Here is a 23,297-nt window from a genome sequence, read left to right as displayed (position 1 = left end):
AAGGTACGTGAAATAATTCGCGCAAAATAGCAACGGTCGCTTTTCTAATATCAGCACGACCGTTGCATTTCATGTTTATTCGTTTAGTTTAAGCGATAAATCTCCTCATATTTTGTTCGCAAGTAATTTAAGAGCGGTTGCGCATTAATTGAAGACCCTGTTGCATCACGCAAAATATCAAGTGGTTGTTTGCTTTTCCCGAACTGATGTACATGCTTTGTCATCCATTCCTTGATCGGTGCTAGTCGCCCTTCTTGAAGCAGTGTTTCGAAGTTGCCTATATCTTTGATGAGCGCATCTTTTAGTTGTGCAGCATAAACATAACCTAACGCATAGGAAGGGAAATACCCGAACATGCCACCTGCCCAATGTACATCTTGTAAAACACCTTCACCATCATGACGAGGTCGAATACCAAAGTACTCCTCCATCTTATCATTCCAAGCTTGTGGTAGATCATTTACTTCCAACTCTCCATTGATCAGTGCTTTTTCCAGTTCATAGCGAAGGATAATATGTAAACTGTAAGTCATCTCATCAGCTTCAATTCGAATAAACGATGGTCCAGCAACATTAATCGCACAATAAAAATCATCAAGCCCGATATTTTTAAACTGACCCTCATTAAACTGTTTTAACAAATCATAATGAGCTTCCCAGAAAGCGTAATGACGACCTACGAAATTTTCCCAAAACAGAGATTGGGATTCGTGAATACCCATTGATGTGCCTGTGCATAAAGGTGTATTTTTGTATTTCGCGTCAATATTTTGTTCATAAAGGGCATGCCCACCTTCGTGAATCGTACCGAAAACAGCTGTTCGAAAATCATTTTCATCATATTTTGTTGTGACCCGAACATCATTTGCATTTAAGCCAATTGCAAATGGGTGAACCGTTTCATCAAGTCGTCCAGCCTCAAAATCATATTGCATGCTCTCCAACACTTGTTCGCTAAATGCCCGTTGTTCTTCTTTCGGAAAGTATTCATATAGAAAGTTTGTCTCTGGTTGACTAGAGGACTCTGTGACTCTTTTGACTAGCGGGATTAACGCTTCTTTTAACTCAGTGAATACACGATCTAGCGTTTCTACGGTCAATCCTGGTTCAAATTCGTGTAATAACGTATTGTATTTATGACCTGAATACCCTTGCCATTCCACATACTTTTGATTAAAACGGACAATTTTTTCAAGGTAAGGCTTAAACATTTCAAAATCTTGCTTATCCTTCGCTTCTTCCCATACTGACTCAGCTTGAGCTGTTAAAATAACGAATGCTTCATATTCTTCTTCTGGAACGTTTGTATTTTTATCGAAAGTTTCCCGACACTCACGAACCGTATGTTTTGTTACATCATCGATTTCATTTTGCACTTCTGGTGCTTCTAATTTATCGAGAAATGTTTCCATCTCTTTAGACACTGACATACGAAATACTTCTGTCGATAACGTGCCGATCACCTCAGAACGTTGCTCAACCCCTTTTTTTGGAGCGCCTGTACGAAGGTCCCATGCCGTTAATCCAATTACTTCTTCATAATGACTCATCTTCTTTACATAATGACGAAAGTCTTTTTCCACATTTTGAATACTCAATGTGATCCTCCTTATATGTATAACTTTAGCAGTACATCTATCATAAACTGTTTCGCCAAAAATCGAAAGAGAGATCGCTAAGTAAGAACTTCTGTTGGCGTAAATCAAAAATGTACGTTATGATATCGAAGGAGTAAGGGAGGCATATATATGGACTTAACAATTTCTGAACGTGCAGTAGGATTTTATAAACAAGAAATGAACTTAGAGGCCGGTGACAAGATACGCTTATATGTCCGCGTTGGTGGGTGTGGCTCTGGGGGTTTTTCCGTAGGTGTCATGAAAGAAGAACTACAAGACGGTGCACATATCGAGGACATTGAAGGGATTTATTTCTTTGTTACCCAAGACGATGCGTGGTATTTTGATGGAATGACGATCGATTATGACCCAGATTACGAAATGATGGTATTTGAAAATCCATATATTGATGATTTAAGTAACCCACAATAACAGAAAATTTCTTCTTCATAAACGAAGCTGACGCAGCGGAAAGGTTCATTTTTCCGTACGTCAGCTTTTTTATCCTCCGATATGGGACATTTCGATCTTTTTTATTTTATCTTGGTCTGTTTGTTGGAAGCGTTCTTCTGAATAACGATCATCACGCTTTTCCCAGATTGAGGCTATGTGTTCAATCACTTCCTCATCTGACGCTCCAGAGCGAAGCACATCGCGTAAATCATGGCCTTCACTTGCAAATAAGCAAGTAATTAATTTTCCTTCTGGAGAAACCCGAGCTCGACTACAATCTTGGCAGAATGAATCGGTTACTGAGGAAATAATACCAATTTCTCCGCTACCATCTTTATAACGAAAACGATCTGCTACTTCCCCACGATAATTTGGGTCAACAGGTTCGATAGGCATTTCTTTATTAATGATATCATATAGCTCACGTTTACCAACAACGTGATCAAGTTTCCAGCCATTGGCGTTACCTACATCCATATATTCGATAAATCGTAAAATGATATTTGTTCCTTTAAAATAGCGAGCCATCGGAAGAATATCTTCATCATTCATGCCGCGCTTAACGACCATGTTAACTTTCACTTCCAAACCCGCTTCTTCCGCAGCGTTAATCCCGTCGAGAACGTGTTGAACGCTTATATTTCGACCGTTAATGTAACGAAAGTGTTCATCGTCTAAGCAATCAAGGCTTACTGTGACACGGTCAAGTCCAGCTTCTTTCAAGTTTTGAGCGTGCTTTGTTAGCAATGATCCGTTCGTTGTCATCGCAATATCTCGAATCCCATCTACCTTTGAGATGAGTTGGATCAAATGGGACAATTGACTGCGCATAAGTGGTTCTCCACCTGTAATGCGCACTTTTTCAATACCGGAAGCTTGGACAAACAATCGAACAATTCTTTCCATTTCTTCGAACGTTAAGACTTGTTGTTTCGGTAGAAACTCAAAGCCTTCGTCAAACATTTCCGGAGGCATACAATATCTACACCGAAAGTTACATCGGTCAGTAACAGATAATCGTAGATCTTTTAACGGGCGTGATAATGCATCACGTAATCGATTGGCCATAGTGAACATCCTCCTAGCACTTCTATTATAGCTCGTTTTTTTACACATGAACAGATAATTCGGGAAGATTTTAATCGTAGTATTTATTTTAAAGCATGAATTTGTTCTTTTTTGATATGTCCATTTCATTGTACGATTTTTTGTATGTTCATACTGTGACCAACTTCACGCACATAAAAAAATAAAAGGCAACGCGAAGGTAGGCGTTGCCTTTTATTTTTTTATGTCATCATTGTTTTGCTTCGTGCAATTGGTGATCAAGCCGATTGATCATATCTTCTGAATATGCACGTACTTCACCTTCAATTTCATGCTGCTTTGCAAACTCTAACATCTCTTTAGCATCAGTTAATGCCTGATCAGCGTTTTGTAATTGTTCTTCATCCATACTCATTGTCGCTTGACCGACCATTCTTTCTGCAGCTTTAACAGCCATTTCTACTTGTTCGATATCGTTAAAAGGTTCTGACATGAAGATATCCTCCTTTAAAATGGTGAAATATTTCATTTATCAACAATTTATTAACTTTTTCTCTATTCCCTTTAAACCCATCTCTCGTTGCCTCTTGTTCATCTTGTCCACTTTTCAATTATTTAAGTACTCTTTTGTCAAAAACTTGGTTGTTATCGTTACTATTTGAAAAAATGAGCTAAAAAATACAAGCAAAAAAGTCTTCTGAAGTGGAAAAGACAGGAACTTTCGATAAAGAAACATCAATGTACAATATAGCCTTATGAATAGGCGGAACAATTGATTCATGTACAGATGTCAAAAATTAAACCTACCACCTAACACAAGCCATCTTTTCAGGTAATAAACTAACATTATCCCCCTAATAAGAAAGGAGTGTCAATGTGAAACCGTTAATTCCTAAAATTCCTACCATTGCTGTTACAGGTAGTGCAGGAAAATCAACAACAACAGCGTTTATTTATTCTATTTTAAAGATGCGCTGGAACGTTCTTAAAACGAAAAGGAACCAAAATTTACCTCAACACACAAAACGAATGGTTAACAGCATTAAACCATCTCATCAAGCTATTGTTTTAGAAATGGGCTTGGGTAGAGATGCTGGAAAAAATCATTTCATGCATATTCAACCTAATATAGGTGCAATTACAAATATTGGTTCTGCTCACTTCGGAAAACTTGGAAATAGTATTGAATCCACCGCTAGAAAAAAGTCTGTTTTAATTAGACACTTACACCCAAAGGGTAAGCTTGTGATCAATAAAGATGATAAAAATTCAAAATTATTGCATACTGAAAAACTTAAAGGAAAGCTAATTACCGTTGGGATAAAAAATAAAGCAAATTACCAAGCCGAAAATGTGAAATATACAGGTGAAGGGATGACGTTTCAAGTAAAGATTAAAAACAATCTGGAAACTTTTTTCATACCGACATTCGGACATCATAATGTACTAAATGCGTTGTTTGCGATTGCCATTGCTGATAACCTTCATTTCTCAGTAAACGAAATAAGAGAAGGCTTAAAGAAGTGCAATATGCCCTCGAGACGATTAAATGTGATTAACCTCCGGCACCAATCGCTTCTAATTGATGATACCTTCAATGCAAATCCTCAATCTGTAAAATCAGCTGTTGAAGTACTAAAAAATGTAGGAAAAAACAAGAAGAAGGTTGTTGTTTTAGGCAGTATGTTAGAGTTAGGAAGCTATTCCCCGATCGCACATGAGCAGATTGGTGAATATTTAGCAGATAATCAAATCGATATGATTTACACTTACGGCCATAAGGCGAAAACAATCGCAGAAACTGCACGTAAAAATGGATTCCCACAAGAAAAGATTTTTCCATTTACAAACCGAACAGCGTTGCATAAAAAATTAAAACAGCACTTTAGTTCTAATAGTGCCTTTTTAGTAAAGGGTTCACACAGAATGAGTATGAAAGAGACGTCTGAATTTATCGCTCACTACAGTACGAAGTTTTCAAATAACTCAAATCGTCATTCAACACCGTCAAAGAAAAGGAAAAGGGCAAAGAAAAAGAAGGCTTCAAAAAAATAAAAAGAAGGAGACTAATACAGGTGTAACAGTGGATCGTCACTTACACCTGTTTGCCTTGTCATGACAAAAAAACTGCCTCAAGCGACATTGCTCGAAACAGTTTAGGTCGTTAGGATTCGTTCTTTTTCGGTCGTCTTGGACCTCTATATTGATAGTCATTGATCTTATACACGCATATACTCTACCACTTTATTTCTTCCAGAGTTCTTCGCTTTATATAAAGCTGAATCAGCTTTTTCGATTAGATCTTTTATATCCAAATTTTCTGATGGGACAAGCGTTACAAAGCCAACACTTACTGTTACAATTGGTTTCACTTTAGAATTCTCATGTGGAATATGTAACGCCTCTATCGTAGATCGAATCATTTCAGCAGTATGAAGGGCACTTTGGTGATCCGTTTCAGGTAAAATGACAGCAAATTCTTCCCCACCATACCTAGCTAAACAGTCAGTGGAGCGTCTTAAAGTGTTTTGTACAGCCTTCGAAACTGCTTTTAAACATTGGTCTCCTTTATGATGCCCATACGTATCGTTATAGGGTTTAAATTGATCCAGATCAAACATAATTAAAGACAAGTTTTGTTGATAGCGAAGGGAACGATTCCATTCCTTTTCAAGTCTTTCATCAAAATAACGTCGGTTAGAAACACCTGTTAATCCATCCATAGAGGAAAACTTTTTTAAAGTTTCATTTTTTAATTTCAATTCCTTTTCAAGTCTTTTTCTTTCTGTTATGTCCTCAGCAATGCCCATAACACCAACAACGTTATTTCCCGTTTTTATTGGTACGCCAGTAACATTAAGATTGACTATTGACCCATTTTTACGAATAACGTCTGTAATGAAGTTTACCGCTTCTCCGTCTAATACTTGTTGAAAAGCATAATTAGCATCTTTTTTACTACTGCCTTTCAAAACACTATCAAACCTTTTATTAATCAGTTCATCATCATAATACCCTAAGATTGTTTCTAATACATCATTGATTTGTGTAAAATATCCATTTACATCTAAAGCAAATGATATGTTGGGGTTATAAGAAAAGAGAGATTTATATCTTTGTTTACTCTCTTCAAGCTCCGTATTTAAGTCCAACAACTTTTGTTCGTACACGACTCTGTCAGTAGCATCATGAATAATAGAGAAAAGAAGGTTTTTCCCCATTGCTTGAACTTCTGAAGAAAATACCTGAACATGACGGCGTTCACCATTAGCTAATTTGTGCTCAAAGAAAAATTCATTTTCATTTCTTTTCTTCGCTTTATTCATTTTTGCATAAATCTGTTTTTTCGACATTGTGTTAATTTGATTAATATTCATTTTTTTTAATTGGTGTGCTGTATATTTGTAAAATTTTTCTGCGCCAGGGTTTGCATCTACAATTTCACCTGATTCAGAATCTATAAGTAACATCACTGCACTATGGCGGTTGAAAATATCTGTCCAAAGCTCATTTTTTAAGAACAGTTCTTCTTCTAATTCCTTTTTCTCTGTGATATCAAAAAGAGTTGCTAAGCCTATGTATTCATTATGAAAATATGCTGTTGTTGTAACAACATGAACCCAATGTCGGTTATTTTTTTTAGTAAAAAGCTTTAGTTGATATTCTTTTTGTGGAAAGTTATTCAGTAACCTTTGTTGAACAGCATATTTTATTTCATCATGGGATTGTTCATCAAAAAATTCCCATACTTCTTTATCCCTAACTTCTTCTATATCATAACCTGTTAATTTTAGAAATGCAGAATTAGCTGAAACAATTTTTTCTTTATACAAAAACATCGGTACAGGAATAGATTCCATCATTGAAATATCCATGAAAAAACACACCCTCCAGATTCTCCCTCAAATGAATTATAACACCAGATTATAATTAATAAAAAGTAAAAAAATTCGTTAACATACAAAAAGCCACCTCTCTCTCAAAATTTCTGAAAAAGAGGTGGCTCAAAATAGCCAATTATTTCGTACTTATGACTAAAACTTCTATAAAACCCGTCATATCACTGATTTTTCGGTGGTCTAGGGCCCCAATATTGATAGTAATCCGTTTTTATATTTCCGTTATAAAGCTTTCTTTTTTTCGTCGCTTTCTTTCCATAAAGGTCTTCAAACTCTTCATGAGAAGTTAATATATAGACCGACCACGTTTCTAATAAACGGAAAGCTTCTCCCATATCTTGATACATCTGTTCAACTTCATCTTTGTCACTTAACCGTTCTCCATATGGTGGATTACCGACAATGACTCCGTAAGAATCTTTCGCTGTGACATCTTTTACATGCATTTGTTTAAACGAAATTAAATCAGCGAAGCCAGCTTCTTGAGAATTGTGTTTTGCTAACTCAATCATTCTATGGTCGACATCAAACCCACTAATTTGTAATGGTTGATCATAATTAGCGTGGTCTTCAACTTCTTGACGAGCGTAACGCCACATGTCTTTCGGAATCATATCCCAGGCTTCCGATATGAAAGAGCGATTAAACCCAGGAGCAATGTTTTGACCGATTAATGCTGCTTCTATCGGCAACGTTCCTGAACCGCAAAACGGATCAATAAAAGGGCGGTCTGGGTGCCAATTGGTTAACTTCACCATCGCCGCAGCAAGTGTTTCTTTTAATGGCGCTTGACTATGAAGATAACGATAGCCGCGGCGATGTAGTCCTTCTCCCGTTGTATCTATCGTTAGCGTCGCGACATCTTTATGTAATGCAACTTCGACCCGATAAAATGAACCGGTTTCTTCAAACCATGTTTTGTTATAAGATTGTTTCATTTTCTCAACGATCGCTTTCTTAACGATCGCTTGGCAATCCGGCACACTGAACAGTTGTGATTTTACCGAACGACCGATGACCGGAAATTCAGCATCTGCAGGAATGATATCTGGCCAAGGTAGTGATTTGGTTTCTTCAAATAGCTGGTCAAAGCTCGTCGCCTTAAATTCTCCAACTTTTAATTTCACGCGATCAGCTGTTCTAAGCCATAAATTTGCTCGCGCAATCCCACTCAAATCAGAAGTGAAAGTTACTTTTCCATTTTCAACAACGACATCTTCATAACCTAATTGACGGACTTCATTTGCCACAAGTGCTTCTAATCCCATCGTCGCTGTTGCAATTAATGTGACCGTTCTCATGGTCTCATCCCTTCTTTGTCATCAACGAGTTTTTTATCCATTATTCCAATTATTTACTACAATTGACATTTTAATCATCTATGTATGACATAAAAAAAGTCTGACACAATTTAATAGGTCAGACCTTATCGCATCCTAATATTTACATTTCGTAAGCCATGTTCTGTCCCTTCGTACTGCTAGCAGGACGGATTATCCCTCGTACTCCGGTGGTAACCATCTGTCTACGGAACACTATGAAGTATCCCGTCCTTCTCTCCGTTTCATTCCTTTGAGAAGGTGCCCCTACCTATTTTTGGGTTTCTCGCTCGAGGGGTTTACCGCGTTCCACTCTGTCGATTTCTCGACAGACTTCGTCACTGTGGCACTTTCAAGGTAATCTGACCATATCGAAAATTCGACGTAGGTCATTTCCCTGCCGTTAGTCCGCATCGCGAACTACCCCGGCTTATGAATTGGCCGAGCTCGATCACTACAGCCATCTCAGGCTGTGCGAGCATGGACTTTCCTCTACGCATAATGCGCAGCGGTTACCGAAATGTAAATATCTTTCAAAGTGACAATAATTATAGTACCACACTTAAATTGGAATTTCAAGGGTTGGTCAAGTTTTTTCAACATTTTTATAACAGCGTTTATCTAACGGTTCTTCTTACGAAATGTATTTGCCTTTAAAAGCTTAACTTTGTCTTTTTGTTAAAAAACGCATGCATTTCATCTTGTGCCATATTTACAAATAGGAGTTCTATCTAACTTTCGTTTAAAGCTTTTTTCGCTAATGCATCTGCATATCCATTTTTCGAGGACGGTATCCACTTAATAAAATGCATCGCAAACGATTCATCGAGAACAGCTAACGCTTCCTGCAAGTAAGGACGAAACTGTTCGTTTTTGACGTAACGCTTATCTACTGCATCACAAACAATTTGCGAATCCGTTCGAATAGAAAGGATCGACTGGTTACTAGCAATGTCTGCACATAATTTGACCCCTAATGAAAGGGCTGCAAATTCCGCTTCATGATTTGTCATTTCAGGTAATTGAATGCTTTTTTCAAGCGAAGTTTTGTCCTCTTTTTTCACGTACACCCCTGCAGCCGCGCATTTTTGTAAATCGTTAGCAGCTCCATCTATATACAATTCAATCACGATTAGAAGCTCCTTTTAGCGATTGTTACCACCGAACACATGTTTCTCTAAGTTGCTAAGTCTTTTTAAAATATCGTAATTTGTATTCCCCGTTGGCGTAGTCGCAGTTGTTTGTTGTGCTTTTTTTTGTTCTAGTGGCGGGTTGTTATTTGATTCTTTTTTGAATCGCTCTACCTCTGTCTCTAAAGACTCAATTCTTTTTTCAAACGCTTCATAATCTTTAATCACTTGATCGAGAAATTCATCGACTTCATCTTGATCATATCCACGAAAACTCGTTTTAAAATCTTTTTCCAAAATATCTTTAATCGTTAATTGTGAGACACTTTTCTGTTCCATATGTATTCACCTCGCCATCTCAATCCATCCCACTGTACTTATTCTTTCAAAAACCATCCTCGTTGTCAATTTCTTCGTGATGGTGTTCAGCCTCTTCATGAATCATATCCTGTATTTCATCGGGCGTTAAATACATGATGTCGTACATTTTATATTCTGCCTTTTTTTCAGCTGCTTCAATATAGTAAGACGGTGACCCTGGTGTCCATTCATCATATAATACGAGTAATCCATCTGTTTTTTCAATGATAAATTCATTTTTCATACGTAATTGTGCGGGGCTATCATAGGGACGCTTGGAAATTGTATCTGTATAATCGGCACGTTGGCATACAGATTCATAATAGACTTTCCATTCATCCGGCCAGCGTTCATCTTGATGATAAAACGGTTTAAGAACGGCGAGTTTCACGTTTAGATCACTCTTCATATCAAGTAGTGCTTCTGCAGCCCATAATTCAACGCCCATTTGTCCGCTTACAACGACCCATTCCACACCGAGGTCATCTATAACAGCAGCTAATTTTTTCTTTACTGCGCGTTTTAAAAAAGGAAGTTGCGGATGATTATTTGATTGTATACCAATTTCATGAGGTTTATAACCTGTGACAGCTAGTACATATCCCAAAACTTTTTCACTCCCCAAAAATTTTCGGAGCTGAACCGGCGATATACCGGACAGCTCCTTCTCGTTTTAATCTAGAACCAACCTCGACGACGTCCTGGTGCCCCGCCTGGCCCTGCCATTGGTCCTGGTCCTGGTGCTCCGCCTGGCCCTGCCATTGGTCCTGGTCCACCAACAAAGTGTTGGTGCGAAACGGTGTCATATCTAGATTCCGAATGAGGGAATTGGTGAACATGGTTATAACGGTGGTGATAAATATTTTTCGTATGACTTGGATGGACCTCTGGTACAACGTAATCACAGCAGAAGTGACGTTGGTCATATCGCGTTGGATGAACGCGCGGTTGCATCATATATCCTCGTGGTTGCCCATGTGGACTACGTGGAAACATGTTTTTACCTCCTTTAAAGATCATTCAATAGTAACTTATGAGTATGTCGCTTTCTTTGTACTAGTTCTAACACCTAATTTCGAACCCTTTTCGTTATTTACAAGGAGAGGTCTCTGAAAAAACTTGGCTAAAAACGAAACTCTCGACAATTTTAGAGCGGATACGAGTATAATTCACATCTTTTTATCTAGGCTAAAAAACACATCGCGAAACATCACGAAACATGCGCTTCCCCAGGAAATAGTCATAAGTTTCTATTCATAATAAATAAGATATATAGGAGATGAATAACACCTTCTATACCATAAAGGAGGAAAACATTGTGGCGAAAATTACAGTGCCAGGTCACGAACCTTTTGAAGTTGAAAAAGGAACAAAGCTTGTTTTAGCACTCGAAGACAACGGAATTGATATTCTGCATCGTTGTGGCGGTAAGGCAAAATGTACCACGTGCCGTGTTGAAGTCATTGACGGTGATTTGGGTCCATTTACAGAAACAGAGAAGGCCGCGTTTACTAAAAAAGGAATCGAGTCAACGACACGCCTTTCCTGTCAAGTTCAAGTAGAAAGTGATATTACTGTTAAACCGAGTATGACTGTATCGAGTACAGGAAATGATCCAGGGCCACGTCCAACTGAATAACGATGAAACGATAGGCCGACTCACATATGAGTGGGCCTATTTGTTTTGTAATGATTTTGCTTTTTTTCTAACCGTTGCAGTCGTTTTTGTAATTCGGTTAAGACTTTGCCATTACTATTTGTGCTAACCCGTTCTCTCCATTTTTCTTCTTGTACTGCTTCACGGACAAAACGTAACGCACAATCGTAGGCTTTTCGTTCATGTTCATAGTATTTTGCAAGTTCGACCAATGCATCTGTCTTTTTCACATGGCTTGACGTGATTGCTTTTTCAAACCAATGCACCGCTTCGTCCGGTGAAGTCAACTTTTTACATAACATTCCACTATAAAAAGCAGCTTCCCCCTTCCCAGTAAGCTCATAAGCACGCTGAAACCTCGCAAAAGCCATGTCATCATCTTTCAGCGCTGAATACCATTGAGCACTAATCAAAAGATCGTCAGCTTGTTCGCTCTCTAAAACACGGGAAGATAAGTCAGCATGAAGCGCGATTAACGATAAAACATCAGACCGATGATGGTCGACGATCGCTTGTAACGGGGAAGGATCCCCTGATTTTAAATACTCAAAATATAAAAGAGGTGCCATATCCCCTGGTGTATCGTGCCCGCGATCAACATGAAGTACTTGATCTTCAATAATGGCTAAGCGACAAGACGGTAACCGATGTTTGAAAAAACGACGCGTACCATGTAAAAGGTCAAAATGACCAAATGTCGGTAAAGAAGGGACTCTCTTCCTTACAAAAGTATGCCGTGTTTTCACCTGTGGCCAATCGAACGCTTTTCCATTAAAAGTCACAAGGTAGTCATCTTCTGAAAATTCGTTAAGAAACGCATGAAAAAAAGCTGTTTCACAGCTAGGATCAGGTAAGACATGTTGAGTGACTTCGACATAAGAATCGAACATACGTACGTATCCGATCATAAATACTTGTGTTCCCGCTCCACTGGAAAGGCCTGTTGTTTCAATATCGAAAAAAAACAACTTAGATGGGTCAATTCCTTTTGTAGATAAAGGGTGTGGGATATCCACCTGATCCCATGTTCGCGTCTTTTCATACCAGTCAGAGAATCGGTATCGTCCATGTTTCGTATCACTAGGGATCTTTGATTTGCGGACCATCGATACTTCGTCTTCTAACCAATACTCCTCAAACCCCAGTGCTTGCCACGCTCGTCTATCAAACGAAAAGTCTGAAATCTTATTTGCTTCTTGTTCACTTTTTACAATTTCATCGCTTTGATTAACACCTGACATATGCGTTTTCATCCGCTGCAATTTATGCTTCAACGTTTAAACGTCCTCTCTTTTCAACATTGCTTTCCTTTTATTATAAGTGAAGATTTGTGAATAGAAAACCAGTCGATGTTTTCATACTACTAAATATGACAAAAGACGCTGCAGGAAAATGGAGGGTGAAGCGGTGACAAAATCAAATAAAGTGAGCGATGACCTAAGAAGGCCGAAAGAATCATTATCAGAAGTGTTTCGGGCTTGCGAAAAGTCTCAAGACTTTGTTCGCCATACCCTCACAACTCAGTATGAACAAACATTCACATACACTTTTTTTGAAACGATGGTCGACGGACAGCTTTTCAAGGAACAAATTTTACCCGTTTTACAAAAAGGGTCATTCTCAACACTACGAGATGTAAAATCCTTGATCCCTATTGAAGACACTGAGATTTCAGCAGACCCAATAGAGATTGAAAAAAGGTTAATAAGTGGCTACATCTTTATCCAATTTGAAAAGGCGGATCCTTATGGCCTTCTTCTTCGAGCTCCATCGGTTGAAAGACGCGCTGTTACCGTCCCTGAAGTTGAATATAGTGTTCTCGGTCCAAAAGAGTCGTTCGTTGAAAATTTAGATGTGAACTTACATTTACTAAGAAGACGACTGAAAATTGCAGAGTTAACGGTTGAAAACATTACAGTCGGTTCTTTAACGAACACAAGAGTCAGCGTCCTTTACTTATCACATATCGCCAATTCGGAGAACGTAAATACAGTATTGCAACGCATTCGTGACATTGATTATGACGAAATTATCGATAGCTCATACATTAATCAAATGATTGAAGATAATAAGCATAGTCCATTCCCTCAGCTATTAGATACAGAGCGACCCGACCGCGTTGCTTCTGAATTATCTAGAGGGAAAGTAGCTGTTCTGGTAGATGGTTCACCGACAGCGATTACAACACCCACAAGATTTATTGAGTTTTTTTCTGCCTTTGAAGATTACTATTTATCATGGCACATCGCATCGATTTACCGGTTAATTCGATTGTTTGCTGTACTATTTTCTATCTTTGCTACTTCTTTATATGTAGCGGTGCTAACTTATCATACAGAATTAATTCCTATGGATTTATTGTCAACACTTGTCATATCACGAGAAGATATCCCGTTTCCACCAATCATAGAAGCCCTTTTCCTTGAACTTACCATCGATTTATTGCGTGAAGCTGGCGCTCGCTTACCATCAAAAGTGGGACAAACGATTGGTATTGTCGGGGGGATTGTCATTGGAACAGCAGCAGTCGAAGCTTCCTTAACAAGTAATATTTTACTCATCGTCGTGGCACTATCTGCATTAGCTTCCTTTGCAACGCCCATTTACCGAATCGGGAATACGATTCGTCTTATCCGCTTTCCTTTTCTTATTTTTGCACAAATCTGGGGAATCATTGGGATCACGATATTGTCAATGTTTATGATCATTCATTTATTAACCTTAAAATCGATCGGCCGACCTTACTTAGAGCCTATTTTTCCACCGCGCAGCAACGACTTACGTGACGCTTTTTTCCGCTTACCATTTTCTTTACAATTCAAACGTTCAACATATGTACAACCAGAACATGGAAAACGCTTTTCGATCAGAGAGTTACTCAATAAAAATGAAGATATTGATGAACATATCGATTAATAAGGAGGATTCATCGTGAGCCAACCTAAAAAAGCGATGTATCACATCCAACCTCAGCTCGTTTTCTTTCTTGTTCACACGATGCAAGCAGGAATCGGAATTTTAAGTTTCCAACGACAAATAGCAATTGAGGCAGGTTATCAATCATGGATCGCGATTATTATTGCCGGATTGATCGTACACGGTATCATTTGGCTCATTTATGAAATTTTAAATGCTGATGAAAACCGAAATCATCTTCCTGCCATTCACAAGGCGTATTTCGGGAAATGGGTCGGTGGCATGCTCACAATGGTCCTCCTCTTTTATTTTTTCTTTATGGCTACCGCAGTTTTACGAACATATATTCACATCATCCAGCTCTGGATGTTTCCAAAAGTAACGATGACAGAACTAGCCATCCCTCTCCTATTCGTCGTTGGTTATGCGATCTATCATGGCTTTCGCGTTGTCACTGGTGTTGCTTTTTTCGGCTTCATGATCCCGATATGGCTACTATTTACAAATCTCGCTCCACTTGAATTCGGCGAGACGATGAATATTTTGCCTTTATTCGATACAAGTGTTTCTGAACAAATTCGCGCTGTAGAAACGATGACACTTTCATTTATCGGTTTTGAAGCAATCCTTTTTTATTATCCTTTCATTCAAAATGGAAAGGCATCGCAAAAATGGGCGCATTTTGGTCACGGGGTTACGGTCATTGCCCATTTCTTTGTCGCTTTGACGAGTTTTTTATTTTACAGCGAACCTCAACTTAAGAAGTTACTTTACCCTACATTAAGTATGTGGAAAATTATTCAACTCCCGATTATTGAACGCTTTGAGTACGTTGGCATTGCCCTTTGGTTGATTGTTATTATGCCGAATTTAACGATTGCCCTTTGGGTTTTTAGTCGGGGATTTAAACAAATGACGGGGATGAAACAAAAACATACGTTAACGATCGGACTCGTTTTATCCTACCTATCTCTACTGATCATTCAAACGTATGATCAAACAGTCTGGCTAACAGAAACTGTTGCAAAAGTCGGTATGATGATACTAGGCATTTACATACCTGTTCTCTTTGTGATCTCAAAAGTGAAAAAAAAGAAAGGAGAAACGTCATGAAGAGCAACGGTCAGCGGTTGATTAAGTTATCACTCGCCCTTCTTCTTTTCATAACAGGGTGTGGTCCGCAACAAAATATTTTAGATGAAATTCGTATTATGCATACAATCGGTTTTGACTATATTGATGATAACCATTTTCGCGGAACTGTTACGATCCCTATCTACGGTTCTGAAACTGAAGGGGAAACGCGAACTGAGATCATCACAGATACATCAAGAACCGCTAAAGATATTAAAGTAAAACTTGATGCGCAATCCTCAAAACGTTTACATAACGGGAAACTACAATCCATCTTATTTGATGAAACCTTTTTACAAGAAGGGGTCAGCGAGCTCGTTGATACGTTTCTCCGCGACCCTAAAATTGGTATGCGCGTGCAGCTAATTGGTGTCGAAGATAAAAGTGTATTGGACTTACTTGATCAAACATATCCGATTGAAGAACATGTCGCCCGGTATATCAATGATTTAGTCGACCAAAACATCGAAGACCAAAATATTCCGAAGACAAACTTACACATTTACTTAGCGAGGTTTTACGATGAAGGGGCGGACCCCTTTATTCCTGTCGTTAAAGAAAAAGACGAAAACCTAAAAGTAAATGGGATCATGACATTTAATGAAGATCGTGCTGTTTGTAAGTTGTCGTTACGTGAATCGTTTATGATGAAATTGCTTCTCGAAGAATTAAACGATGGAGGCGCCATAGAAATTGCTTTAGACGAAGATGAAAATGAATTTACTGTGCTCCGTAACATTATGAGTGAAGCAAATTATACGTTCGACTTCAATGATCCAAGTCTGTCATTACAAATCGATATTGATTTCAAAGCCAGGATCAACGAATATTCAGGTCAAACACTATCTTCTAGCAAGCTAAATGAGATTACCTCAGCCACAAAAGAACAAATTGAAAACGAGGCAGGAGCATTGGTCACTCAACTACAAGAAAACAATACCGACCCTTTGGCGATCGGTATGCATGCTCGTAGTAAAGGGTATGACATCTCTAACGATGACTGGGATGAGACGTATAAAAACCTAGACGTAAACATAAATGCAGACGTCACGATCCTTAGTACTGGAATCGAAGAGTAAGGACGATCATTTTTTACTCACAAAAGGGGTTTCTTCTAACAAGTCAAAAACGTACTTTTTATCATTTTTCCCCTCTATTGAAGATAGCCCAATACATGAGGGGCACCCTTCTTGACATGGACAAGCTTGTAAATATTCATACACATCTCGCATGACTTCATCGATTTTTTCATAAATACGCTGACTTAATCCGATCCCACCAGGATAACGGTCATACAAGAAAATGGTCGGTTGCTCTGAGTGAGCGGCTTTGACTTGCGGGACGGCATGGAGGTCGCTTTTATCACACATTACGTAAATAGACGCAACGTGTTGTAAAACATTAGCTAACCCTATGAGCATCTGTTCAACCGCTTTCTCTGTGAATCGTGTGAGCAATTGTTTTGAGAATGAAAACCAGACAGCATTCGTGTGTAACTCCTGTTCTGGTAGGTGGATCGGACCTGAACCGACGTTTTCGAACGTTTCCATTTTTATTTTTTTAAAGATTGTTGCCATCGCCGTCACCATGACATCTCCATACGCAACGGCTTGATCATGAAATGACTTGTTCGCATCTTCTTCGAGTACTTTTAATTGGACGGCTAAGTTGGCATCGGTATAATAATCGACACTGACTTCGCGAACGTAAGCTTTTTTCTCTTCCCAGTCGAGGTGTTCAACTTGATATTGCGTTCCTTCATGAAGGTAGATCGCCTCATCATGTAAAAGCGTTAGTGCACTAAACGTATCCATTTCACCGATGACGCGATGAAAAGCAACATCTGTTTGATCGACGATGACGACATTTTCTTGTGCTGCAGAACGAAGGCTGATGTTGTGCGCTGGAAACGCATCGTTCATCCAATACCAGCGCCCTCGTTGTTCGTGAAGAACTTGCTCTTCAGAAAGAAACTCGAGAATCTCTTCTACACTTGTACCCTCGAAAGTCTCACCGCGTTGAAATGGTAATTCGTATGAAGCACACTTTAAATGGTCAACAAGAATGATCAGATTATCCGGATTAATCCGCGCAGTTTCTGGGTTTTGTTCAAATAAGAATTCCGGGTGTTGAAAAATATATTGATCAATAGGCGACGATTGCGCAACAAAAATCACGACCGATTCGTCTTGGCGCCTCCCTGCTCTACCAGCTTGTTGCCAGCATGATGCCACTGAACCGGGATATCCCGTCATCAAACAAACTTGAAGTTGGCCGATATCCACGCCTAATTCAAGTGCATTTGTACTAACAACGCCCTTCGTTTCTCCATCTCGTAAATTTGCTTCGATTTCTCGCCGTTGTTTTGGTAAGTAACCGCCTCTATACCCGCGTATTGCCGTTTCATCAAATGTTCCTTTTATTAGTTCTTGTAAATGACTCAAAATAATTTCAACTCGAACGCGACTCCTCGCAAAAACGATCGTTTGTATATCTTCTTTTAAAAATGAGGTCGCAAGTTTGATCACTTCAGTAGTCGTACTACGACGAATATTTAATTCTTCGTTTACAACAGGTGGATTGTACAAGAAAAAGTGCTTTTTTCCTTGGGGAGCCCCATTTCGATCAATCAACGTTGTTTTTTCTCCAGTAAGCATTTCACTCAACTCTCTTGGATTAGCAATCGTTGCTGATGTAGAAATAAATGTCGGGTTACTACCATAATAATGGCAAATTCGTTTTAATCGCCGAATGACATTGGCTACATGCGAACCAAAAACACCACGGTATGTATGTAATTCATCAATTACGATTGTTTCTAAGTTTTCAAAAAGCGAAATCCACTTCGTATGATGAGGAAGGATCGCTGAATGGAGCATATCTGGATTCGTCATCACGATATTCCCTGCTTGACGTACAATTTGCCTGATATTAGACGGTGTATCGCCATCATAAGTATAACTTTTCACGTCCATATCTAACGCTTGGATGATCTCCTGCATTTCTGCTTTTTGGTCTTGCGCTAACGCTTTTGTCGGGAATATATACAGTGCACGACTTTCTCGGTTTTCACTTATTCGTTGCAAAACAGGTAAGTTATAACATAACGTCTTACCAGAAGCGGTTGGTGTAACAGCAACAATACTGTCATTTCTTTGCACAGCACGGAAGGCATCTGCTTGATGCGTATAAAGAGCGTCTATTCCTTTTTCTTGTAGTGCAGACTGAATGTTTTCAGCTAATTCGTCAGGAAAAGGTTCTCTGTTCGCTTCTCTTGGCTCGAGCTCGTAATGGTAAGCTACGTTTTCATCTTGCTTTAAATCTCCTACTAAATCTTTTAACTGTCGTTTACCAAATCGCAATGTTCCCCCCTCCTAAACATTGTATTATATCGATTGTGTGTTCCTCTTTTCAACATCTGCCCTTATCTGTTTACATAATACATTTATGGTTAACTGAGTGCTTGTCCTACCTACTTTTTCACACCCGAATGATGTTGTCTTGTCACAAAGCTTTCATGTATGCTCGCTTTACCTTCATGAGTAATACTTGTATAGTAGAAAAGAAACAATATGTACATTCTAAGGTGTGTTTTATTATGGCTTTTTTAGTTTATATCGTCATTATCATTGCGTTTTTAGATACATTCATCCAACTCCCGATTATCGCTCCTTACGCTGAGTCAGTTGGGGCGAGTTCATTTTTGATCGGGCTAATTATCGGTGTTTATTCGTTTGCCAATATGATTGGCAACGCCCTGTCAGGACATTGGATTGACCGGTTTGGTCGAAAAAAAATGATGGTAATAGGTATGCTGACAGCAGGGGCAATGTTGTTATTTTACCCGTTTGCAAACAGTGGGTTACTTTTATTTTTCATCCGTCTCCTCCACGGAATTGCTGGTGGCATTTTAATCCCTGCTTCTTTTGCCTATTTAAGTGATATATCTACTTCAGGTAAACGAGGAAAAACGATGGCCTTTTCTGGTGCAAGTATTGGTACAGCAGCGATTATTGGACCAGCACTAGCAGGGATTATCTCTTCTTATTATAGAACTGAAGTGGTGTTTCTGCTTGTGGCAATTTTGTTCTTCCTTGTCGCCATCTTTGTCGTGCCACGCTTTCATGAGTCTTATACGGTTAGGGAGAATCGGACGTTTAAAATGAGTGAAATCAAAACGTTAATCACCAAGAATACGATCTTGACTGCTTCATCCAGTGCCTTTTCATTAATGGCGACGATGGGGGCGCTCACTTTTGCCCTTCCTTTGAAATTAGAAAACTTAGGGCATAGTTCGGCGATGACCGGTATTGTGATAAGCACCTTTGGTATCGTGGCGATATTTGTGTTCCTTAGCCCACTTAACCGATTATTTGACACTTATACACCGAAACGGGTGATCCTAATCGGTCAACTAGCAGTTGCTGCTGCATTAATGATGTTAGCGATAAACGAAACGACAGTCGGACTGTTTTTGATTATGGGTGTGTATGGCATTGGTTTTGCGCTCATCTTCCCTTCCATGAACAGATTGGTTGTTGATGCAAGTGATAAACATGAACGCGGCAAGGCATTTGGCCTTTTTTATGCTTGCTTTTCACTCGGAGTTGTCGTCGGTTCTACATTTGTAGGTGTTATATCTAGCATTCCAGATATACAATTGCTTGCCGCTGCAATTTTTATGTTCACCTTCTTTACAATTCATTATTTCTTTACCCGATCTTAATCGGATCAACGATTTAACTTAAACGTGTTAAAATCCGTTCAAAAACAAGTTGGCGGACCCCTTTTCGCTCGTTTAATAATTGATGTCTTCCACCTTCAACTAAAGCGATTTGCAATGTCGATGTCGCTTGCGTAAAGAAAGACAAGTTCTCCTTCCAATGGACCGTTGTATCTTTTGTCCCTTGAATAATATAAGTTGGAATAGAACAAAAGTGTTCGGTGGATATTCGCTCTTGCCATTGCCTTAATGCCAGTAGCCAATTAGTGTGAAGTGATTCGGTTTGTAACGGGTCACTTTCCACAAACGATAAATATTGATGACTGCTTGAATTTTTACGATATGCGCGCTTTTTTTGTTTGATTTGTTTTGCAATAAAGGGAAGCGCCCATTGGAAGTACTTCCACTTGTACGGATGGTATAACGGAGCCACCAATATAAGTGAGGAGATATCAAAAAGACGCTGACATGCGCCGTGAAAAAGAATAGCCGCTCCTGTGCTATGCCCAATGGCCGACTGAGGAGCAGGAAAACCGTACTCGATCAAATCATGATAAACCGTTTGTAATACATCGATGTATATTTGAAAGTCTTCTAAATCAGCGGACTTCCCCGAAGATAAACCATGCCCCCATTGATCGTAAATGTATACAGCATACCCGTTTTTCAATAAGTCATTAACGAGTAGAGAGATCCCGCCTGTATGATCTAAATAACCGTGAGCAACAACAACATAAGACTTTACTTTTTCTGGTATGAATACTTGAACAAAAATTTTTTCTCCATGTACAGTTGACCAATGGTTGAAATATGAAGAAATGAGCGATTGTTGAAAACCATAATACTTCAAGTAGTCGCTTATATAAGAAAAGTTTAATGGATCACTTTCATTTTTAAAGTGAAATGATTGTTGTTGAATGTGTGAAATCATATCTTCTGAAAATACCATATACTCCCCCACCTTCTTAATCTCACCATTTACATGAACAACTGCCCGACTCGATGAGAGCCGGGCAATTTCCTTCTTATTCATTTTGAAACGCTTGAATGTATGCTTTCATATAAGCCGGTAAGTCTGGTGGTCTGCGGCTAGATATTAAGTGTCCGTCTACGACAACATCTTTGTTGTACCAAATGGCTCCTGCATTTTCCATATCGTCTTTAATACCTGGTGTACTCGTTACATGTTTTCCTTTTAATATCCCTGCAGAAATAAGCACCCATCCAGCATGACAAATTTGCCCAATTGGCCGTTTCTGTTCATCCATATACTTAACCATATTTAACACACTGTCGAAGCGACGGAGTAAGTCTGGTGACCACCCTCCAGGAACAAGGAGGCCATCATACTCCTCGATATTAATGTCCTCAAAACGATAATCAGAAGTGACAGGCACCCCATACTTTCCTTCAAACGTTTTGTTTGCTTCTTCTCCTGCGATATGAACCTCAGCGCCTTCTTCACGTAAACGAAGAATCGGATACCATAGCTCCAAATCTTCAAAGTCATTTGAAACGACCGTTAAGATCGATTTCCCTGTAAGCATTTCTCGCCCTCCTAACGATAATATCAATGTTTAACATGTCCCAATAATATATGTACCATCCTTTTTCCGCTCTACTCAAAACGTAAACATCTAATATCTATTCTAAACGTCTACATTTTTGCATACATAAATTAATGAACGATTTGTACGCCTTACGACAACCAATGATAGGGGGATCATCATGACTTACTCGACCCGTAAGACGGCGAAAACGGTCACGTCCACAATGGTCGCAAGTATGGCATTAACAACACCCTTAACAGATCTTGATGGCATCAAAACTAACGAAAACAAGGTACAATCTCATTCTACCAAACCTTTATATACAAACGAAACTTTTGCAAGTCCATCTGTCGACCAGCCCAAAACCGAACGGACTTCTCAATTCCATGTAAAACTCCGTACTGGCCACAATAAAGATCGTAAACTTCCTACCCTTGATGAAAATGAAGAACTTATCTCGGTTAACAATCAAAATACAAACGAATTTTCTTATGAAGGAACGGTTCTCTCACAAGGTGACCAAGGAGAAAAAGTAAAGCAATTACAACGTGCGTTAAAAGAAGTAGCTTACTACTTGCATAATAAGGATGGTATTTTTGGACCTAAAACAAAAAAAGCTGTTGAACGCTACCAACGCGATCATGGTCTGAAAATTGATGGCTTAGCCGGGGAAGAAACCCTGGGTCATTTATTAGGACAACGAACAACAATAAGCGTTCAATCAAGCGAAAGTGAAACGATCAATGACCCTTCAACCGTGTATCACCCCACTGACAGAAGGAACGCCTCACCTTCAAACCACTTGCAAACAAACGAAACTTCTAATCAGAAAAGTCACCTCACTGAAATGGGTGATGAAGGGAAAAACGTTCGTTCAACGCAAGAAACACTACAAGAGGTAGGTCTATACAATGGTAAAATCGATGGTATTTTTGGTCCAAAGACGAAAAAAGCGATTAAATCTTTTCAAAATCTTGCTGATATTACGGTAACGAGTGAAGTTGATTCTACCACGTACGAACAATTACAAGACGAAGAAACTTTAGAGGAAGTATCAGCAGAAGTATCCGATGCTAGTACTAGTACCGAAAATGACACTCCCCCTCTTGATGGTTCCACATCACAGCAAGACGCTTTAATTAAACAAAGTAAACGGTGGCTCGGAACCCGTTATACTTGGGGGGGTAATTCACCACAAAGCGGCTTTGATTGTAGTGGATTTATTCAATATGTCTTTCAAGAAATAGATATTGACGTCCCACGTACAGTTCGAGAAATGTGGGATGAAGGCACAAGCGTACCGAACCCTAGCCCTGGTGACCTCGTATTTTTTCAAACGTACAAACAAGGCCCTTCTCATGCTGGCATTTACCTAGGAGATAGGGAATTCATTCATGCTGGCACCTCGTCCGGTGTCACAACTTCTAACCTAAATGAGTCATATTGGAGCGACAGGTACTTAGGTGCAAAAACGTTAGTAGAGAAGTAAG

The 23,297-nt window shown here is 39.1% G+C and carries 21 protein-coding genes and 1 other RNA gene; 8 read left to right on the top strand and 14 right to left on the bottom strand.

Annotation, left to right across the window (positions count from 1 at the left end; genetic code table 11):
• Positions 1 to 83: 83 nt before the first annotated feature.
• Positions 84 to 1,604, bottom strand: coding sequence for a carboxypeptidase M32 (locus tag HNQ41_RS13405; protein ID WP_184664950.1), 1,521 nt, complete (start codon positions 1,602 to 1,604; stop codon positions 84 to 86).
• Between the two features lie 144 nt (positions 1,605 to 1,748).
• Between HNQ41_RS13405 and HNQ41_RS13400 the strand changes: the two genes are divergently transcribed.
• Positions 1,749 to 2,051 (top strand): HesB/YadR/YfhF family protein, encoded by a 303-nt coding sequence (locus HNQ41_RS13400; protein ID WP_184664936.1) that lies wholly within the window; start codon positions 1,749 to 1,751, stop codon positions 2,049 to 2,051.
• 69 nt (positions 2,052 to 2,120) lie between these two features.
• Here the strand turns inward: HNQ41_RS13400 and moaA are convergent, their stop codons facing one another.
• Together moaA and HNQ41_RS13390 are read right to left on the bottom strand one after the other, a co-directional pair.
• Positions 2,121 to 3,140: a GTP 3',8-cyclase MoaA gene (gene moaA, locus HNQ41_RS13395; RefSeq protein ID WP_221301945.1), complete on the bottom strand. Its 1,020-nt coding sequence runs from the start codon at positions 3,138 to 3,140 to the stop codon at positions 2,121 to 2,123.
• A 229-nt stretch (positions 3,141 to 3,369) separates the two neighbouring features.
• The gene (locus tag HNQ41_RS13390) at positions 3,370 to 3,612 is read right to left on the bottom strand and encodes a DUF2564 family protein (protein WP_184664934.1); all 243 of its coding nucleotides are present in this window, start codon (positions 3,610 to 3,612) and stop codon (positions 3,370 to 3,372) included.
• A 383-nt stretch (positions 3,613 to 3,995) separates the two neighbouring features.
• Between HNQ41_RS13390 and HNQ41_RS16880 the strand changes: the two genes are divergently transcribed.
• Positions 3,996 to 5,174: a Mur ligase family protein gene (locus tag HNQ41_RS16880; RefSeq protein WP_184664933.1), complete on the top strand. Its 1,179-nt coding sequence runs from the start codon at positions 3,996 to 3,998 to the stop codon at positions 5,172 to 5,174.
• Between the two features lie 164 nt (positions 5,175 to 5,338).
• On the opposite strand, the gene HNQ41_RS13380 is transcribed toward HNQ41_RS16880, so the two are convergent.
• The 7 genes from HNQ41_RS13380 to HNQ41_RS13350 all read right to left on the bottom strand — a co-directional run bounded on the left by HNQ41_RS13380 (position 5,339) and on the right by HNQ41_RS13350 (position 10,823).
• A complete protein-coding gene (locus HNQ41_RS13380) occupies positions 5,339 to 6,994 on the bottom strand; it encodes a sensor domain-containing diguanylate cyclase (protein WP_184664932.1) in 1,656 nt (551 codons plus the stop codon).
• A gap of 185 nt (positions 6,995 to 7,179) precedes the next feature.
• The gene (locus HNQ41_RS13375) at positions 7,180 to 8,319 is read right to left on the bottom strand and encodes a THUMP domain-containing class I SAM-dependent RNA methyltransferase (protein ID WP_184664931.1); all 1,140 of its coding nucleotides are present in this window, start codon (positions 8,317 to 8,319) and stop codon (positions 7,180 to 7,182) included.
• Between the two features lie 147 nt (positions 8,320 to 8,466).
• Positions 8,467 to 8,861: RNase P RNA component class B (gene rnpB, locus HNQ41_RS13370), an RNA gene on the bottom strand.
• A gap of 207 nt (positions 8,862 to 9,068) precedes the next feature.
• Positions 9,069 to 9,467, bottom strand: coding sequence for a reverse transcriptase-like protein (locus tag HNQ41_RS13365; protein WP_221301944.1), 399 nt, complete (start codon positions 9,465 to 9,467; stop codon positions 9,069 to 9,071).
• 15 nt (positions 9,468 to 9,482) lie between these two features.
• Positions 9,483 to 9,806, bottom strand: coding sequence for a cell division regulator GpsB (gene gpsB, locus HNQ41_RS13360; protein ID WP_184664930.1), 324 nt, complete (start codon positions 9,804 to 9,806; stop codon positions 9,483 to 9,485).
• 46 nt (positions 9,807 to 9,852) lie between these two features.
• Positions 9,853 to 10,434: an SLOG family protein gene (locus HNQ41_RS13355; RefSeq protein ID WP_184664929.1), complete on the bottom strand. Its 582-nt coding sequence runs from the start codon at positions 10,432 to 10,434 to the stop codon at positions 9,853 to 9,855.
• A 71-nt stretch (positions 10,435 to 10,505) separates the two neighbouring features.
• The gene (locus tag HNQ41_RS13350) at positions 10,506 to 10,823 is read right to left on the bottom strand and encodes a CotD family spore coat protein (RefSeq protein ID WP_246421687.1); all 318 of its coding nucleotides are present in this window, start codon (positions 10,821 to 10,823) and stop codon (positions 10,506 to 10,508) included.
• A 322-nt stretch (positions 10,824 to 11,145) separates the two neighbouring features.
• On the opposite strand from HNQ41_RS13350, the gene HNQ41_RS13345 reads away from it, so the two are divergent.
• Complete coding sequence (locus HNQ41_RS13345; protein WP_184664928.1) at positions 11,146 to 11,466, top strand: 2Fe-2S iron-sulfur cluster-binding protein; 321 nt, start codon at positions 11,146 to 11,148, stop codon at positions 11,464 to 11,466.
• Positions 11,467 to 11,486: 20 nt separating this feature from the next.
• Here HNQ41_RS13345 and HNQ41_RS13340 read toward each other — a convergent pair whose 3' ends face one another.
• Complete coding sequence (locus tag HNQ41_RS13340; RefSeq protein ID WP_184664927.1) at positions 11,487 to 12,758, bottom strand: ribonuclease H-like domain-containing protein; 1,272 nt, start codon at positions 12,756 to 12,758, stop codon at positions 11,487 to 11,489.
• Between the two features lie 133 nt (positions 12,759 to 12,891).
• Between HNQ41_RS13340 and HNQ41_RS13335 the strand changes: the two genes are divergently transcribed.
• The 3 genes from HNQ41_RS13335 to HNQ41_RS13325 are packed head-to-tail and all read left to right on the top strand — an operon-like array spanning position 12,892 to position 16,613.
• Complete coding sequence (locus tag HNQ41_RS13335; RefSeq protein WP_343043370.1) at positions 12,892 to 14,400, top strand: spore germination protein; 1,509 nt, start codon at positions 12,892 to 12,894, stop codon at positions 14,398 to 14,400.
• Positions 14,401 to 14,415: 15 nt separating this feature from the next.
• Entirely contained in the window at positions 14,416 to 15,513 is a 1,098-nt protein-coding gene (locus HNQ41_RS13330) for a GerAB/ArcD/ProY family transporter (protein WP_184664925.1), read from the top strand.
• Entirely contained in the window at positions 15,510 to 16,613 is a 1,104-nt protein-coding gene (locus HNQ41_RS13325) for a Ger(x)C family spore germination protein (protein ID WP_184664924.1), read from the top strand. Before HNQ41_RS13330 ends, HNQ41_RS13325 begins: the two co-directional genes overlap by 4 nt.
• Before the next feature lie 6 nt (positions 16,614 to 16,619).
• Here the strand turns inward: HNQ41_RS13325 and HNQ41_RS13320 are convergent, their stop codons facing one another.
• Entirely contained in the window at positions 16,620 to 18,896 is a 2,277-nt protein-coding gene (locus tag HNQ41_RS13320) for a DEAD/DEAH box helicase (protein WP_184664923.1), read from the bottom strand.
• Here HNQ41_RS13320 and HNQ41_RS13315 point away from each other — a divergent pair.
• Positions 18,896 to 20,260, top strand: a complete 1,365-nt coding sequence (locus HNQ41_RS13315) for an MFS transporter (protein WP_246421686.1) — start codon at positions 18,896 to 18,898, stop codon at positions 20,258 to 20,260. The two genes, HNQ41_RS13320 and HNQ41_RS13315, sit on opposite strands and share 1 nt — an antisense overlap.
• 13 nt (positions 20,261 to 20,273) lie before the next feature.
• On the opposite strand, the gene HNQ41_RS13310 is transcribed toward HNQ41_RS13315, so the two are convergent.
• Together HNQ41_RS13310 and HNQ41_RS13305 are read right to left on the bottom strand one after the other, a co-directional pair.
• Positions 20,274 to 21,206 (bottom strand): alpha/beta hydrolase, encoded by a 933-nt coding sequence (locus tag HNQ41_RS13310; RefSeq protein ID WP_184664921.1) that lies wholly within the window; start codon positions 21,204 to 21,206, stop codon positions 20,274 to 20,276.
• Positions 21,207 to 21,282: 76 nt separating this feature from the next.
• Positions 21,283 to 21,804, bottom strand: a complete 522-nt coding sequence (locus tag HNQ41_RS13305; RefSeq protein WP_184664920.1) for a type 1 glutamine amidotransferase domain-containing protein — start codon at positions 21,802 to 21,804, stop codon at positions 21,283 to 21,285.
• 181 nt (positions 21,805 to 21,985) lie between these two features.
• Here HNQ41_RS13305 and HNQ41_RS13300 point away from each other — a divergent pair, with 181 nt between their 5' ends.
• Positions 21,986 to 23,296 carry a C40 family peptidase gene (locus tag HNQ41_RS13300; protein ID WP_184664919.1) on the top strand — a complete coding sequence of 437 codons (1,311 nt, stop codon included), beginning with the start codon at positions 21,986 to 21,988 and terminating at the stop codon, positions 23,294 to 23,296.
• Position 23,297 lies beyond the last annotated feature (1 nt).

The organism is Texcoconibacillus texcoconensis (genome assembly GCF_014202575.1).
Lineage (GTDB): Bacteria > Bacillota > Bacilli > Bacillales > Salisediminibacteriaceae > Texcoconibacillus > Texcoconibacillus texcoconensis.
Note: the sequence above shows the minus strand (reverse complement) of the source record. Positions and strands in the feature narration are given on the sequence as shown.